This window comes from Myxococcus sp. MISCRS1 (assembly GCF_026626605.1).
In the GTDB taxonomy this organism is placed as follows: domain Bacteria; phylum Myxococcota; class Myxococcia; order Myxococcales; family Myxococcaceae; genus Myxococcus; species Myxococcus fulvus.
This window is the reverse complement of record NZ_JAPNKB010000001.1, coordinates 3987983-4003500: the sequence shown is the minus strand read 5'-3', so window position 1 is coordinate 4003500 and position 15518 is coordinate 3987983. Positions and strand designations below refer to the sequence as shown.

Here is a 15518-nt window from a genome sequence, read left to right as displayed (position 1 = left end):
AGCACCCGGGGTCGGAGATGGATGTGGCGCGCCCCCGGACTGACGGCTACGAAGGACTCCAGCTCCGTACATCATGAGTCCTCCTTCTCCGGTCATTCTGAACGTCAATGATGATGTCGCCAGCCGCTATGTGACGAGCCGCGTGCTGGGGCTCGCTGGCTACCAGGTGGTGGAGGCCGGCTCGGGCAGCCAGGCCCTGACCCTGGCGGACGAGCGCACCGACCTGGTCATCCTGGACGTCCGCCTGCCCGACATCAGCGGGCTGGAGGTCTGCCGCCGGTTGAAGTCGTCTGCCCGCACGCGCGACGCCCTGGTGCTGCACCTCTCCGCGCAGGCCGTGGGGCCCGGGGACCGGGCGCAGGGCCTGGAGCACGGCGCGGATGGCTACCTGGTGGCCCCCGTGGACCCGGAGGAGCTGGTGGCCCAGGTGCACGCGCTGCTCCGGCTGCGCCGCGCCGAGCGCAAGGTGCATGCGCTGTCCGAGGAGGTCGAGCACCAGCGCAGGCTGCTCGCCATGGCCATGGCCTCCGCGGCGGACCCGATGGCCCTCTATGACGCCACCGGCCGGCTGCTCTTCGCCAACCAGGCCGCCTACGAGGTGAGGGGCACGGCCTCCATGTTGTCGCCCGGCGTCTCCCTGGAGGAGTACGGGGCGAGGGACGCCTCCCTGGCGCCCTTCATCCGGACCATGCAGACCGCGCTCGCCACGGGGCAGGTGCAGCGGGGCTCCGTGACGCTGGCGGCGCTGCGCGGCCCCCGCCACTACGACTTCACGCTGTCGCCCGCCCTGGGCGCGGACGGCCGGGTGGCGGCGGTGATGGCCACCGCGCGCGACGTCACCGAGGAGCGCAGCGCGGAGGAGTTCCGCGAGCAGTTCATCGGCATGCTCGGCCACGATTTGCGCAACCCCCTCAACGCGCTGTCCATGTCCGCGCAGCAGCTCAAGCGCAAGGGCAACCTGGACGAGCGCCAGTCCGCCCTCACCGAGCGCATCCTCACCAGCGCCGAGCGCATGGACCGGATGATTCGTCAGCTGCTGGACTTCGCGCGCTCCCGGCTGGGCGGTGGGGTGCCGGTGGTGGCGTCCGACTGTGACGTGTTCGACGTGGCGCGGCGCACGCTCGAGGAGATGCGCGCCAGCCACCCGGGCCGGCTGCTCGTCCTGGAGGTGGTGGGGGACGGGCGGGGCTCGTGGGATCTGGACCGGCTGGAGCAGGCCTTCAGCAACCTGCTGGCGAACGCGCTCAAGTACAGCCCCGGGGACAGCCCCGTGCGGATGTGGGGCGAGGCGGACGGGCAGGGCGTGGTCTTGCGGGTGCACAACGGCGGGCCGCCCATCCCCCCGGACGAGCTGCCCCATGTCTTCGCCGCGTGGCGTCGAGGCTCCCGGGCGGTGCAGCACGAGTCGAAGGCCGCGTCGGGCCTGGGCCTGGGGCTCTACATCACCCGGCAGATCCTGCTCGCCCACGGGGGCGAGGTGACGGTGGAGTCCAGTTCCGGAAACGGGACGACCTTCACGGTGAGGCTGCCGCGCGGATGATGACCAGTTGACGGTTGGAATGCGGAATGGCTCGCCGTTGCGGGGGGCCATTGCCACCTTTCCGTCATGTCGCCCGGGAAGCTCATCTTCGCGCAGTCCGTGGAAGCCCTCTTCGTGCGGGCCCTGGGGCCCTACCTGTCGAAGCAGGGGCGCCAGCGCCTGAAGGACGTGGGCCTGGATTTGTCGGAGTCGCTGCGGCCGCACTACTCACTGGAGCAGTGGCACGCGTTCCTGCGCGTGGCGGTCCAGGACGTCTTCCCGATGCTGCCTCCCAACGAGGCGTGGCTGATGCTGGGCGCGCGCTACCTGCAGGGCTTCCGCCAGACGTCGGTGGGGCGCGCCAGCCTGTCGCTCGTCACCCGGCTGGGGCCGATGCGCACGCTGGAGCGCGTCCCCTTCAACGTGAAGGCGGGCAACAACTTCAACGAGGTCCGCGTCGAGGAGTCCACCGAGGGCGCGGCCACGCTGTGGATGAAGGACGTGGTGGCGGACAACCCGTACTTCTCCGCGGGCTTCCTCGCCGAGTCGCTGCGGGTCGCGGGCGCGGGCAACGTCGTGGTGGAGCCCATCGCCTTCGACGGCACCGCCGCCACCTACCGCATCACCTGGGGCCGCGCGGCCGCCGCGCCCGTGGGCGAGCTGGTTCCCGCTCCGGGCGTCTAGTCGAAGCGCCTCCCGCTCGACGCCGTGCATCCTGGCGACGGTGTCGCGGGCCTGGGTGTCCTTGAATGGCCTGGCCTCTCTGCTGCCCGCGAGCGCGCTGGCTCTGCGGGCCGGAATCGCGCGCGCCTACCACCCGGGAGGGAGTGACTTCCCTGGGTTCACGCGCAATCCTTGGCTCCATCAGTGGGGGGCCAGGATGCGTGATGAAACGATAGGTCAGCGTCATTCAGGGCACTTGTGCTGCCGTGGCCATCTGGATGCTACTCGGGGGGTGATGCCTCCGCCCGGGGCCGATGCCTATCTGATGGGTAGCATCATGCAAAACAAGATTTGCCCTGAATCGGCTTGCGTCAAGTGAGACAGGGTCGTGCCGGATGACGCGCACGGGGGGAAGCACATGGTGAAGTTGAATGCTCGACTGCGGCGGTGGGTGATGATTCTGGGAGCCGCGGTCACGCTGGGGGCGGGGACGGCGTACGCGCAAATCATCCGGGAGGGCGCTTGCTGTGTTCCCTGTTCGTGCAATCCGGATGGAAGCACCGGCAAGTGCTGTGCGCCCTGCTAAGGACATGCATTCCACGTGAGTCCGGACATGTCCAATGCGATGCGGATGGCGATGCGCCTGGGGCGAGGCTCCCTGGTCCTGGGGGTGTTCGCGGCGGTGGCGTGGGTGTCCTGGTTCGCCACGTCGTCCGTGTTGACCTCGCGGACCTCCGCCAATGCGTGTGTCGCGCCCGTGGTGGAGGAGGTGCCGGTGGTGGAGGCCTCGCTGCTGGCGGCGAGCACCGAGGCGTTCCAGGTCTCGCGGGGCGTGGCGCCTGAGCGCATCGAGGGCATGGGGGGCTCGGGGGGGCTCGCGCACGTCTTCCAGGGGCAGCGGCTGGCCCGTCCGGGGCTGAGTCTGATGACGGGCACGGTCCGGGAGACCCGGCGGGTGGGGCGCGCGCAGGCTCCGTCCCCTCCGCATGAGCCGGAGCCGGCGCGCGAGGAGCTGCGCGTGCGTCCGGCGATGCAGCTCGACTGCTCCTTCGACAAGGGGAGCTTCCGCTGCGGCGAGTGCGCGACGGATGGGGACTGCCCTCAGGGGCAGGGCTGTGTCATCAACTATGACAAGCGTCGGTTCGAGTGTGCCGACAGCGAGTGCGAGGACGACTCGCATTGCTTCCCCGGGGATGTCTGTCGGGTGGCGGCGGGGGAGTTACCGGGGCCGGTGGTCCGTCGGTGTCTGAAGGCGGGCGTGCGTCAGGCGGGGGAGACCTGCAGCCGGTTGCCGACGACCGCGGACGAGGCCTGCGTGGAGGGGCTGCTCTGCATCAACCACCATTGCGGACCTCCGTGTGAGCCGGGGCAGCCGGGGACCTGTCCGGAAGGGGAGACGTGTGAGCAGAGCTCGATGGGAGCCGCGTGTCTGCCGGACTGTCGCAAGTCCGGGTGCATGGAGGGGCGGGCGTGCGCGGCGCTCAATGGGGGCTCGTTCCAGTGTCTGGAGTTGGTGGTGGATGAGTGCTCGGACGAGCAGCCGTGTGGGGGCGGGAAGAACTGCGTGGTGAGGGGCGGGCGTGGCGGGCGCGCGGGTCGGTTCTGCTCCGCGGCCTGTGAGTCCTGGCGGCCGGAGAGCTGTGGGAGGCAGAGCGTGTGCGGCGTGGGTGGGCCCACGGGCAGCACGTGCTACACGCAGTGCGATCCGGACAAGGTGGATTCGTGCCCGGAGCGGTGGATCTGCTCCACGGTGACGGAGGACCTGCAGTCGTGGGGCTGCATGCCGGACTTCCTGAGCGGCGCGAGCACGACGCGGCCGCGGCGCGGCGACGAGCCTCCTCCGTTCTGAGGACTACTGCGACTGGCTGCTGTCTCCGAGCGGCGTCACCATGGGGGGCGCGTCCTGGATGGTGCCGGGCTTGATGCGCTGGATGGCGAACTCCGGCAGGGTGGCGAGCAGGTCGGCCATGGAGAGGGCGAGGGCGAACTTGCCCTGGTTCTCCTTCCACTCACCGGCGAAGTGCAGGCCCACGACGACCTTGTCGTCGCGCAGGTCGACGAGCGGCGCGCCGGCGACGCCGACGGTGGTGCTGACATCGCTGCGCAGGGCGCGGACGACCGAGGGCCGGGGCTCCTGGCTCGGGGTGAGCGACACCACGCGGCCGGGCATCAACCGGCGGATGTCGTAGAGGTCGCCCAGCAACGGGCGCAGGAAGTTCTTGGGCAGGTTGCTGCCCTCGGAGGGATAGCCGATGACGTAGACGTACTGGTCCACGTGGGACTTCACCGACTCGGGGTTCCACTCGAGGGTGACGGGCGGGTGGCGCTGCGTGTCGTGCTCGGCCAGTTCGAGCAGGGCGATGGTGCGCGGCGCGGTGGATGACGTGTCGTGGTGGGCGAAGATGACGTGGGTGACCCGGTGGGTCTGCTTCGGGCTGTTGCCATCGTCGTCGAAGGTGAACCGCCAGGTCTCTCCGGTGAGCGGCTGGGGCTCGGGGTGGTCGAGCATCAAGGGGGGGACGTGGTCTCCGACGGTCATGATGACCCGTGGCGCCACGGCGAACGCCGTCAGGTAGGTGGTCTTCCCGTCGGGCTTGGTGATGTAGAGCGAGCCGGTCGCGCGGCTGACGGGGAAGCCAGCGTCCTGGCCTGACTTCAAGAGCTGTTGCCAGCTCTCCGGGAGCACGTCCGAGACGCGGTCACCCTGCATGCGCAGCGCGGGCCGCACCTGGGCCATGACCTCGTACTTGTCGGGCGGCGCGGCGCGCGCGGCGAGGGCGACGCCTTGCTTCTCGGGCTCGGTGGGCTTGCGCCCCATCATGGCGTACTGCAAGCGGTCGTTCTGGGCCTGGATGAGGTCCTCCTGGGTCTTCTGCTCCGCGGGGAGCAGGTCCAGGAGGTCCGCGCGCAGGAGGTAGACCTCCGCGAGTTGCGTCGAGCCGGCGACCTGCCGGTCGAGGAACGCGCGCAGCTTCTTCACGCTCTCGAGGCTGTCGGGGCTCAAGCCCGTCAGGGTGGCGCTCCGCTCGCGCAGGTCGATGTACTGGCTCCAGACCTCGGCCCAGGCGCAGAACTCGGCGCGAGACACCTTGGACAGCACCTCGTCGTCGGCGGCGAGCTGCGCCCAGATGAGTCCACAGGCGACGTGGAACGAGGCCCGCTCCACGTCGGGCTGTCCGGCGATGTCCAGGACCTGTCCGTCGACCCGGTGCCCCTCGGAGCGCAGCGGGCCCCGCGTCCAGCTCGCCAGGGCGCGGACTCCGGTGGGGTGCTTCTCCACGACGCCCGTGAGCTCGTTGGGGGTGCTCACCCTTTCGCGGAGCCAGGTGAGCAGTTCCTTGATGTTGATGCCCTGGACGGTGAGCTCGACGGAGGTGAGGTCGTTGGCCGAGGAGAGCAGGGCGTCGAGATTGCCATTCCCGAACGTGGAGTCGGGCAGGGGTGTGCTGGCGCCGAAGGTGGCGGGGTTCTCGGATTCGTTCGCGCGCTCTCGCCGCTGGCGCTCCTGGTCGAGCAGGGTCTTGAACGCCCGGTGGTGGTAGGCGATCTGCCGCGCGAAGGCCTTGGCCTCCGTGGCCTTGGCCTCACCCGTCTCGAAGAAGTCGAACCGGCCGATGTACAGGCGCTTGTCGAACCAGACGCGCTGAATCTCGGAGAAGAAAACGGCACCGAGGCCCAGACACACCACCGCCAAAACCGAGGTGTAGAGGACCTTCGCCACGAAATCCGAGAACGCCATGCCTGGAACCTCTGTCGACCGCGCGGCCTGGCGGCTCAAAACCCATCCCGAGGAGCCTGAAATGCTAGCGAAGGCGAGGAATCGCTGACAAGGCAGCGCTCCGAGGGAACAGGGCCTCAGTGTCTGTCTTTCCTCGGGGCTCGGCCCGGATGAGAGTCATTGGGTTGGATGGAGACCACAGGACGTGTCGGGTCGTCCCGCGCATGAGGCCTGACACGTCGGCGCGGGCAGCCTGTCCGCCCTCCTGGCGACTACCCGAGCGGAGGGTGTGGGCGTGGGTCCTCCCACGCGGTGCGCGCGTTGACGCCCGCCTGTACCTGTGTTCAGGCTGCCTCCTGGAGAGGTGTGCATGGCCCCGCAAATCAGCCTCGACTTCGCCGCCGAGTGCGCGGCCCATCCGGCCCTGGCGAGCTTCCACCCCGTGGTGCGCCGCTGGTTCGCCGAGCGACTGGGCGAGCCCACGCGTCCTCAAATCGAGGGCTGGCCCCTCATCCAGGCCGGGCACGACGTGCTCATCGCCGCGCCCACCGGCTCCGGCAAGACGCTCACCGCGTTCCTCGCCGCGCTCGACTCGCTGTTCCGGCTGGCGCTGGAGGGGGGCCTGGAGGACCGCACCCAGGTGCTCTACGTGTCGCCGCTCAAGGCCCTGGGCAACGACGTGCAGAAGAACCTCCTCCAACCCCTGGAGGAGCTGCTCTCGCGCGCCCGCGGCGAGGGCTACACCCCGCGCGAGCTGCGCGTGCAGGTGCGCAGCGGTGACACGCCCGCGTCCGAGCGCGCGCAGATGGTGCGCCGCCCTCCGCACATCCTCATCACCACGCCGGAGTCGCTCTACCTCTACCTCACCGCCGAGCGCGCCCGCGCCACGCTCAAGGGCGTGCGCACCGTCATCGTCGACGAAATCCATGCGCTCGCGCGCGACAAGCGAGGCAGCCACTTCACGCTGTCCATGGAGCGGCTCAAGGCCCTCACCGAGGTGCGCCCGCAGCTCATCGGCCTGTCCGCCACCCAGAAGCCGCTGGACGCCATCGCCGGCTTCCTCACCGGCGCGAGCCACCGCCCGTGCCGCAAGGTCGAGGTGGGCCACCTGCGCCCGTGGGATTTGACGCTCGAGATTCCGGACGCCGAGCTGTCCTCGCTGGCCACCCACGAGATGTGGGGCCAGGTCTATGACCGGCTCATCGCGCTGACGGCCTCGCACCGCACGACGCTCATCTTCGTCAACACGCGCAAGATGGCCGAGCGCGTGGCGCATGATTTGGGCGAGCGGCTGGGTGAAGGGCTCGTCGCGGCCCACCACGGCAGCATGTCGCGCGAAATCCGGCTGGCCGCCGAGGAGAAGCTCAAGGACGGCCGCCTGCGGGTGATGGTGGCCACCGCGTCGCTGGAGCTCGGTATCGACGTGGGCAACGTGGACCTGGTCGTGCAACTGGGCACCACGAAGGCCATCTCCGTGCTGCTCCAGCGCGTGGGCCGCGCGGGCCACCACAAGGCCGCCATCTCCAAGGGCATCCTGTTCGCGATGACGCGCGACGAGCTGGTGGAGTGCGCCGCGCTGCTCAACGCCGTGCGCGAGGGCGACCTGGACCGGGTCATCATGCCGGAGAAGCCGCTCGACGTGCTGGCCCAGCAGGTGGTGGCCGCGTGCGCGTGCGAGGAGTGGGACGAGCGCGCCCTCTTCAGCCTCTTCCAGCGCGCGTACCCGTACCGCGACCTCACCTGGGAGGAGTATCAGGGCGTGCTCGAGGTGCTGTCGGAGGGCATCAGCGACCGCCGTGGCCGCGCGGGCATCCACCTGCACCGCGACCGGGTGAACCAGCGCCTCAAGGGGCGCCGGGGCGTGCGCATCACCGCGCTCACCAACGGCGGCGCCATCCCGGACACCTTCACCTTCAGCGTCACCGCCCAGCCCGAGGGCAAGGTGGTGGGCACGCTGGACGAGGACTTCGCGGTGGAGTCCTCGCCCGGGGACGTGTTCCTGCTGGGCAGCACCGCGTGGCGCATCCAGCGCGTGATGGGCAGCACGGTGATGGTGGAGGACGCGCGAGGCGCCGCGCCCAACGTGCCCTTCTGGCGCGGCGAGGCGCCGGGGCGCACCGACGAGCTGTCGCTCCAGGTGGGGCGGCTGCGCGAGGACCTGCTCGCGCGCGAGGACGCGCAGGCCTTCCTGGAGAAGGAGCTGCGCATGTCCCCGCCCGCGGTGGACGCGCTGCTCGGCTACCTGCGGCTGGGGCGCAAGATGCTGGACGCGCTGCCCAGCCACAACCTCATCGTGGCCGAGCGCTTCTTCGACGAGGCGGGCGGCATGCAGCTCATCATCCACGCGCCCTTCGGCAGCCGCATCAACCGGGCCTGGGGCCTGGCGCTGCGCAAGCGCTTCTGCCGCTCGTTCGACTTCGAGCTCCAGGCGGCGGCGACGGAGGACGGCATCCTCCTGTCGCTGGGCGAGCAGCACTCGTTCCCGCTGTCGGACATCTTCGACTTCCTCCACCCCGAGCACGTGGAGGAGGTGCTGGTGCAGGCGGTGCTCCAGTCGCCGCTGTTCGGCACGCGCTTCCGCTGGGTGGCCACGCGGGCGCTCGCGCTCCACCGGATGATGGGCGGCAAGCGCGTGGCGCCCAACCTCCAGCGCGCGCGCAGCGAGGACCTGCTCGCCGCCGTGTTCCCCGCGCAGGTGGGCTGCCAGGACAACCACGGCGGCGCGGACGTCGAGCTGCCGAACCACCCGCTGGTGAAGCAGACGATGGACGACTGTCTGCACGAGGCCATGGACGTGGAGGGGCTGCGTGAGGTGCTCCGGCGCATGCGCGACGGCCGCATCCGCCTGGAGGCCCGCGACGTGCCCGAGCCGAGCGTCTTCGCGCACGCGATGATTCACAGCCAGCCCTACACGTTCCTGGACGACGCCCCGGCGGAGGAGCGCCGCGTGCGCAACGTGGCCCTGCGCCGCGCCATGCCAGCCGAGGACGCGGCCGCCTTCGGCGCGCTGGACGCCACCGCCATCGCCACGGTGGTGGAGGACGCCGCGCCGCCGATGCGCGACGAGGATGAGCTGCACGACCTGCTCCTCCAGTGGGTGCTGGTGCGGGACAGGGAGGTGCCCCGGGGGCTCGCCGAGCCGCTCTTCCAGCAGGGGCGCGTGTCGTGGCTGACGCTCCCCGGCGGGCGCTTCCTGGTCGCGGCCGAGCGGGGCAGCGCGGTGCGCGCGCTGTTCCCGGACGCCATGACCCAGCCGCCGCTCCCGGTGCTGGAGCACGACCGTCCGGTGGAGCGCGAGGCCGCGGTGCTCCAGGTGGTGCGCGGGCGCATGGAGAACGTGGGCCCCGTCACGGTGGCGGAGCTGTCGCGCCTGTGCGAGCTGAGCGAGGACGAGGTCAACGCGGCCATGCATCAGCTGGAGATGCAGGGCACCGTGCTGCGAGGCCGCTTCCGTCCGCTGGAGCAGCCGCTGGCGCCGGGCGAGGCGCCGCCGCTGGAGTGGTGCGACCGGCGCCTGCTCCAGCGCATCCACCGGATGACGGTGGGCCGGCTGCGCCGCGAAATCGAGCCGCTGAGCGCGCGCGACTTCATGCGCTTCCTCTTCCGGTGGCACCACCTGGAGGATGTGGACTCGCTGCGCGGCTCCACGGGCCTGCTCAAGGCGGTGCGCCTGCTCCAGGGCTACGAGGCGCCGGCCTCCGCGTGGGAGCGCTTCCTGTTGCCCGCGCGCATGCGCGGCTACACGCCCGACCTGCTGGAGCGCGCGTGCTACGGCGGCGAGGTAGCCTGGGGCCGGCTGACGATGAAGGAGCCCAAGCCCGTGGCGGGGCCTCGTCGCGGCGCGCCCGTGACGCCGGACCCGGAGCCCGCCCCCACGCGCTCCAGGGCCTCGCCCACGCGCAACGCGCCGCTCACCTTCGCCCTGCGCGAGGACCTGGAGTGGATGCTCGTCGCGGCCCGGCCCCACGCGGTGCTCGCGGACGGGGATGTGTGGACGCCGCCGGACCTCAGCGTCGCCGCGAAGGACGTGGTGTCGGTGCTGGAGCGCCGGGGCGCGTGCTTCTTCCAGGACCTGGTGTCGCGCGCGCGCAGGTTGCCGGCGGAAATCGAGGACGCGCTGTGGGAGCTGGTGGCGCGCGGCCTGGTGACGGCGGACGCGGTGCAGAACCTGCGCGTGCTCCAGAGCCCCGCGCACCGCAAGCGCCAGAAGCTGCTCCAGCGCGGAGGCCCGGGACGCTGGAGCCTCCTGGCGCCCGCGGAGCCGAAGACGTCGGACGAGGTGATGGACTCGCTGGCGCGCCTGTTCCTCCAGCGCTACGGCATCGTCTGGAGGGATTTGGTGATGCGCGAGGCGCTGGCGCCCACGTGGCGCGAGCTGCTCTTCGTGTACCGGCGCATGGAGGCGCGGGGCGAGGTGCGGGGCGGCCGCTTCGTGGCGGGCTTCGTCGGTGAACAGTTCGCGCTGCCGGAGGCGGTGGACACGGCGCGCGCGGTGCGCCGTCAGCCTCCGTCCGGCGTGCGAATCCAGATTTCGGGAGTGGACCCCCTGAACCTGACGGGTGTGGTGACGCCGGGGCCTCGCGTGCCCGCGCTGCCGGGGAACGTCGTGACGTACATCGACGGTGTCCCCGGAGATGTGAACGCCCTGGCGGATGAGGCCGATGCGAACGTTCGGGAGGACACGGACGACGACGAGGTGGCGCAGGCGAGCTGAGAATGCACGTCCGCGCGAAGGCGCGATGTTAGGGTGCCCCCTTCTGTCCGCGGTGAGGGGGCATCCTGAATGCGTCGTGCATGGCTCGTGGGGTTGTGGCTGCTGCTGTCCGTCAGTGGGTGTGACGAGAGCAAGGGGGGCGGAGGTGCCGACGGTGGCACGGACCCCAACAAGGGCACCGTCACGGGGACGTTGACGCCCTTTCGCAGCAACGAGCAGTCCACGGAGGGCGGCGTCTCGCGCGAGCTGAAGCTGCCCTTCGGCAGGTCGGTGGCGAACCGGCTGGCGGAGCAGATTCAGAGCGCCCGGGCCCAGTCCTCGCGCCGCGCGGCGCTGGAGCAGACGGACCCGGAGCTGCCCATCATCCCCGCGCCGCTGGGGCCGCCGCCGCTCTCGCGCGTTCCGGACGAGGACCCGACCATCCCCGGTGACGTCGTCGTGCGCTTCGAGGAGTCCTCCGTCTCCCCCGAGCGCGTGCTCGCCGCCGCGAAGGTCCCCGGCTATCGCGCCGTGCACAAGGGGCACGCCAGCGAGCACCTGCACCTGGTGGGCTTCGAGGCCGAGGATGGCCACGGGGTGACGGCGGACGAGACGCGGGAGCTGGTGTCGCGGCTCGCCGCGCTGCCCGGGGTGCGCTTCACGGACCGCAACCTGCGGATGCACAAGCTCGCGGTGCCGAACGACAAGGGCTACAGCCTCCAGTGGCACTACGCCGCGCTCAACCTGCCGGCGGCGTGGGACGTGGAGTCGGACGCCACGGGCGTGGTGGTGGCGGTCATCGACACCGGCATCGTCGCGCACCCCGACCTCGACGGCCACGTGGTGCCCGGCTACGACATGATTTCGGACCCGGCCAACGCGGGGGATGGCAACGGGCGTGACGCCAACCCCCAGGACGAGGGCGGCGACATGCCGTCCGGGGGCTCGTCGTGGCACGGCTCGCATGTGGCGGGCACGGTGGCCGCGATGACGAACAACGGCTTCGGCGTGGCGGGTGTGGCCTGGAACGCGCGCATCCTCCCGGTGCGCGTGCTGGGCCGGCAGGGCGGCAGCAGCTTCGACATCGCGGCGGCCATCACCTGGGCCACGGGCGGCTCGGTGCCGGGCGTCTCCCAGTCGCCCGCGGTGGCCGCGAAGGTGGTGAACCTGAGCCTGGGTGGCACCGCGCCGCCGCAGCGGCTCTACCAGGACGCCATCGACGCCGCCGTCGCGCGGGGCGCCACCATCGTCGTGGCCGCGGGCAACGAGAACATGGCCGCCGCCGACAGCACACCCTGCAACCAGCAGCAGGTCATCTGCGTGGGCGCCACGGGCCTGTCCGGCCGTCGCAGCAGCTACTCCAACTACGGCTCGGGGGTGGACGTGGTGGCCGCGGGCGGAGAGATGGTCGAGGACCTCAATGGCGACGGCTACGCGGACGGGGTGCTCTCCACCGTGCTGGATGACAACCGTCAGCCCGCGTACTCCTTCTCGCAGGGCACCAGCATGGCGTCGCCGCACGTGGCGGGCATCGTGGCGCTGATGCACGCGCACTCGGGCGGGACGCTCTCGCCCGGACAGGCGGAGAGCATCCTGAAGAGCACCGCCACGCCCGTCGCCGGCTCGCAGTGTCCGGGAGGTTGCGGCGCGGGCCTGGTCAACGCGCAGGCGGCGCTCCGACAGGTCGCCAACACGGACCCGGGCACCGTGCCTCCGAAGCTGAGCGTGTCCACCTCCACGCTGTTCTTCCAGGGGACGGAGACGCAGCACCTCACCTTGAGCAACATCGGCGGGCGTCAGGGCGGCGAGCTGGTGGTGACGGCCTCCGTGGACGGCGCGGCCCGCACGACGGTGTCGTTCCCCGGAGGCACCACGAAGACGGTGCCGGCGTTCGGCTCGACGTCGTTCGACGTGGCGGTGAACACGGCGGGACTGGCGGATGGGGACTACCTGGCCACGCTGAACCTGGTGGGCTCGGGCGGAGCGGGCTCGGCCACGGTAGCGCTGAAAATCGCGGTGGGTGCCGCCGCGGGCCGCGACGCCATCATCGCGTTCCTCTGGCAGGACGACCTGACCGGCGAGTGGGAGACGGACCGCGACTCGCTCATCACCGTGTCCGCGGCACGCGGCTACGCGTACTCCATCTCGCTGGTGCCTCGGACGTACTACACGCTGGCGACCATCGACGAGGACGACGACGGCAACCTCTTCGAGGACGGGGAGCTCACCGGCTTCTGGCGCAACGTCGACTCGTTGGAGGCCATCGACGTGACGGCCCGCTCGACGACGCGCAACATCGACTTCGCGCTGCTCCCGCTGGCGCCCATCGACGATGACCCGTCGCTCCAGGTGGGCGCGCCGTGCTCGCTCGACTCGGAGTGCGGCGAGGGCCTCTGCAACACGAACTTCCCCGGCGGCTACTGCACGCTCCAGTGCAACTCGACGGCGTGCCCCGCGGGCTCGAAGTGCTACGTCGTGAACTCGGTGACGGGCCTGAAGAGCTGCCTGGACAGCTGCTCTCGGGAGATTGGCACGGGGCAGGGTGACTGCCGCTCGCAGTACCGCTGCTACAGCGACGGCACCGGCATCGGCGCGTGTCAGCCGAGCTGCCTCGGGACGGGGCTCAGCTGCGCGGCTCCGGCGACCTGTCGCTCCGACGGCTTCTGCCGCTGAGGGCATGAGACGGCGGCGGAAGGGGCCTCAGCTCTTCGTCGCCGCGCGCTCCAGCAGCACCGCGCGGCTGTCCACGTTGAGGACCTGCGTGCCGCTCGGCAGCGTGGCGAGCGGCTCGTCCCAGTGGGCGTGGCCACAGATGACCAGCGAGCCCGGGGCCCTCTCCACGGCCTCGCGGATGACGGGGCTGCCGCGCAGGCGCGTGCCCTCGACGTCCGGCCCCTGATGCAGCACCAGGACGTCCGGCCCGGTGCGCAGCACGTCGACGAGATGGCCCAGGAACTGGGACTCCTCGCGGCGGCCCGGCTTGCCCGGGTGTCCGATGATGCCGCCCACGCCGCCCACCTTCAGCCCGTCGAGCTCCACCACCTCCCCGTCGAGCAGGCTGACGCCGGGGCGCTGCTGGAAGCGCGTCTGCTCCCGCGCGCCGCCGAAGGTGTCGTGGTTGCCGGCCACGCCCACCACCCAGCGGAAGTGGGACGCGAAGGCGAGCCACACCGAGCGCACGTCGCCGGAGGCTCCGCGCACGTTCGCGCCCGGCTCGGAGAAGAGGTCACCGGCCAGCACCACGCCGATGGTGCTCGGAGGCGGCAGCTCGCCCAGCTCCCCCAGGAGCGCCAGCTCGTCGGCGAGCACCTCGCCGAGCAGCGCCACCGCGCCGTCGTGCAGCGCATGGGACGCGACGCCCTGGAGGTCGGAGAGCACGAGCAGCGCCGAGACGTCCTCGGGCAGCACGTCCACGGTGCCCCGCAGCAGCGGGAAGAACACCGTCTCGGAGCCTCCCCGGGGCGCGGCGGATTGATAAGGCCAGCTTTGACACGGCGTCGGCTGAAGCGTCTGGATTCGCATGGCGCCCAGGTCGCCCGTCTCCACGTGTTCCTGACAGGTGCCCCCGGCCGCTGCCCGGGCGGGCGGGCCCACGCCGTGGATTTCGTCGTTCCTTCGGCGCGTCCGTGACGGCATCTTCCCCGCAGTGTCCCTGCCGCAGCGACTGAAGACGGAGACCCGCCCCCATCACGAGCGCGCCGAGTCCGCGGTGCGCCTCCTGGAGCCGGGGCTGACGCTCGATGGCTACCGCCGTCACCTGGAGGCGCTGTACGGCTTCCACCAGCCGGTGGAGGCGCGCCTTCACGAGGTGCTCGCGGAAGAGCTGCCCGCGCTGCACCTGCGCGAGCGCCTGAAGCTGCCGTGGCTGGAGGCGGACCTGCGCGCGCTCGGCCATGACGCGGCGTCGCTCGCGCGGCTGCCCCGCTGTCCCGAGCCGCCGCCGCTCCGCTCGCTGCCCGAGGCGCTCGGGGGCTGCTACGTGCTGGAGGGGGCCACGCTCGGCGGCCAGCTCATCCTGCGTCACCTGCGCCGCCACTTCGAGGGGACCCAGGCGGGCGACTTCGTCTTCTTCCGAGCCTACGGCGACGACGTGGGCCCGAAGTGGCGCGGCTTCACGGAGGTGCTCGCGCGCGCGGCCGACAACACGTCGGAGCTGGACTTCGGGGACCGCGTGGTGAGGGGCGCCCAGGACACCTTCGACGCCTTCGAGCGCTGGCTCCGGCGTGCCCTGGGCTGACCGTGCCTCAGGGCATGGACGGCACGCTGCCGCGCAGCATGAAGAACACCACCACGCCCGTCACCGACACGTACACCCAGATGGGCGCCAGCCACCGCGTCACCTTGCGGTGCCGCGTGAAGTCCTTGCGCCACACGAAGTAGAAGGCCGCGAGCGCCATCGGCACCACGCCCATGGACAGGAGCACGTGGCTGGCCAGGATGCACAGGTACAGCCCGCGGAAGTCGCCCACGTAGCGCGTGTCGCCGTGCACGTAGTGGTACGCGAGGTAGCACACCAGGAACAGCGCGGACGCCGCGAAGGCCGACACCATGAGGTACTGGTGCACCCGCCGCGCGCCCTGCTTGATGGCCACCCACCCGGCGATGAGCAGCGCCGCCGCCGTCGCGTTGAGGCTCGCGTTGACCGCTGGCAGGAAGCGCAGATCCACGCCCTCCACCGTGGCCCCGCGTCGGCCCATCAGAATCCAGCCGATGAACGCCAGGGCCGCCACGGACACGACACCGGTGAAGACATAGAAGGCCCGGTCACTCACCCGGGGCGGAAGCGGAGCGGAGCTGACGTTCGACATGCGCCCTATGTCTCGCGCCCCGTCGAGAGATTCAACCGGCACCCGCGTCTGTCACAGGTTTGTGCCACCTTGTGGGATGAAGGAATCTGCTAGGTCGACTGGATCTCTTATCTGTAA

9 protein-coding genes are annotated in these 15518 nt (G+C 71.0%); 6 read left to right on the top strand and 3 right to left on the bottom strand.

Annotated features, from left to right (window positions below; all coding sequences use genetic code 11):
* Positions 1-73 precede the first annotated feature (73 nt).
* The 3 genes from OWM54_RS15485 to OWM54_RS15475 all read left to right on the top strand — a co-directional run bounded on the left by OWM54_RS15485 (position 74) and on the right by OWM54_RS15475 (position 4031).
* Positions 74-1540, top strand: a complete 1467-nt coding sequence (locus tag OWM54_RS15485) for a sensor histidine kinase (protein ID WP_267697984.1) — start codon at positions 74-76, stop codon at positions 1538-1540.
* A gap of 66 nt (positions 1541-1606) precedes the next feature.
* On the top strand, positions 1607-2203 hold the full coding sequence (locus OWM54_RS15480; RefSeq protein ID WP_267697983.1) for a DUF2378 family protein: 597 nt from the start codon (positions 1607-1609) through the stop codon (positions 2201-2203).
* A gap of 592 nt (positions 2204-2795) precedes the next feature.
* Positions 2796-4031, top strand: coding sequence for a hypothetical protein (locus OWM54_RS15475; RefSeq protein ID WP_267697982.1), 1236 nt, complete (start codon positions 2796-2798; stop codon positions 4029-4031).
* 3 nt (positions 4032-4034) lie between these two features.
* Here OWM54_RS15475 and OWM54_RS15470 read toward each other — a convergent pair whose 3' ends face one another.
* A complete protein-coding gene (locus tag OWM54_RS15470) occupies positions 4035-5921 on the bottom strand; it encodes a trypsin-like serine peptidase (protein ID WP_267697981.1) in 1887 nt (628 codons plus the stop codon).
* Positions 5922-6270: 349 nt separating this feature from the next.
* On the opposite strand from OWM54_RS15470, the gene OWM54_RS15465 reads away from it, so the two are divergent.
* Complete coding sequence (locus OWM54_RS15465; protein ID WP_267697980.1) at positions 6271-10614, top strand: DEAD/DEAH box helicase; 4344 nt, start codon at positions 6271-6273, stop codon at positions 10612-10614.
* A gap of 69 nt (positions 10615-10683) precedes the next feature.
* The gene (locus tag OWM54_RS15460; protein ID WP_267697979.1) at positions 10684-13266 is read left to right on the top strand and encodes a S8 family peptidase; all 2583 of its coding nucleotides are present in this window, start codon (positions 10684-10686) and stop codon (positions 13264-13266) included.
* A gap of 27 nt (positions 13267-13293) precedes the next feature.
* Here the strand turns inward: OWM54_RS15460 and OWM54_RS15455 are convergent, their stop codons facing one another.
* Positions 13294-14139, bottom strand: coding sequence for a metallophosphoesterase family protein (locus OWM54_RS15455; protein WP_267697978.1), 846 nt, complete (start codon positions 14137-14139; stop codon positions 13294-13296).
* A 13-nt stretch (positions 14140-14152) separates the two neighbouring features.
* On the opposite strand from OWM54_RS15455, the gene OWM54_RS15450 reads away from it, so the two are divergent.
* A complete protein-coding gene (locus OWM54_RS15450; RefSeq protein ID WP_267697977.1) occupies positions 14153-14830 on the top strand; it encodes a biliverdin-producing heme oxygenase in 678 nt (225 codons plus the stop codon).
* Positions 14831-14837: 7 nt separating this feature from the next.
* Here the strand turns inward: OWM54_RS15450 and OWM54_RS15445 are convergent, their stop codons facing one another.
* Positions 14838-15401, bottom strand: a complete 564-nt coding sequence (locus OWM54_RS15445; RefSeq protein WP_074949357.1) for a DUF420 domain-containing protein — start codon at positions 15399-15401, stop codon at positions 14838-14840.
* Between the last annotated feature and the right edge of the window lie 117 nt (positions 15402-15518).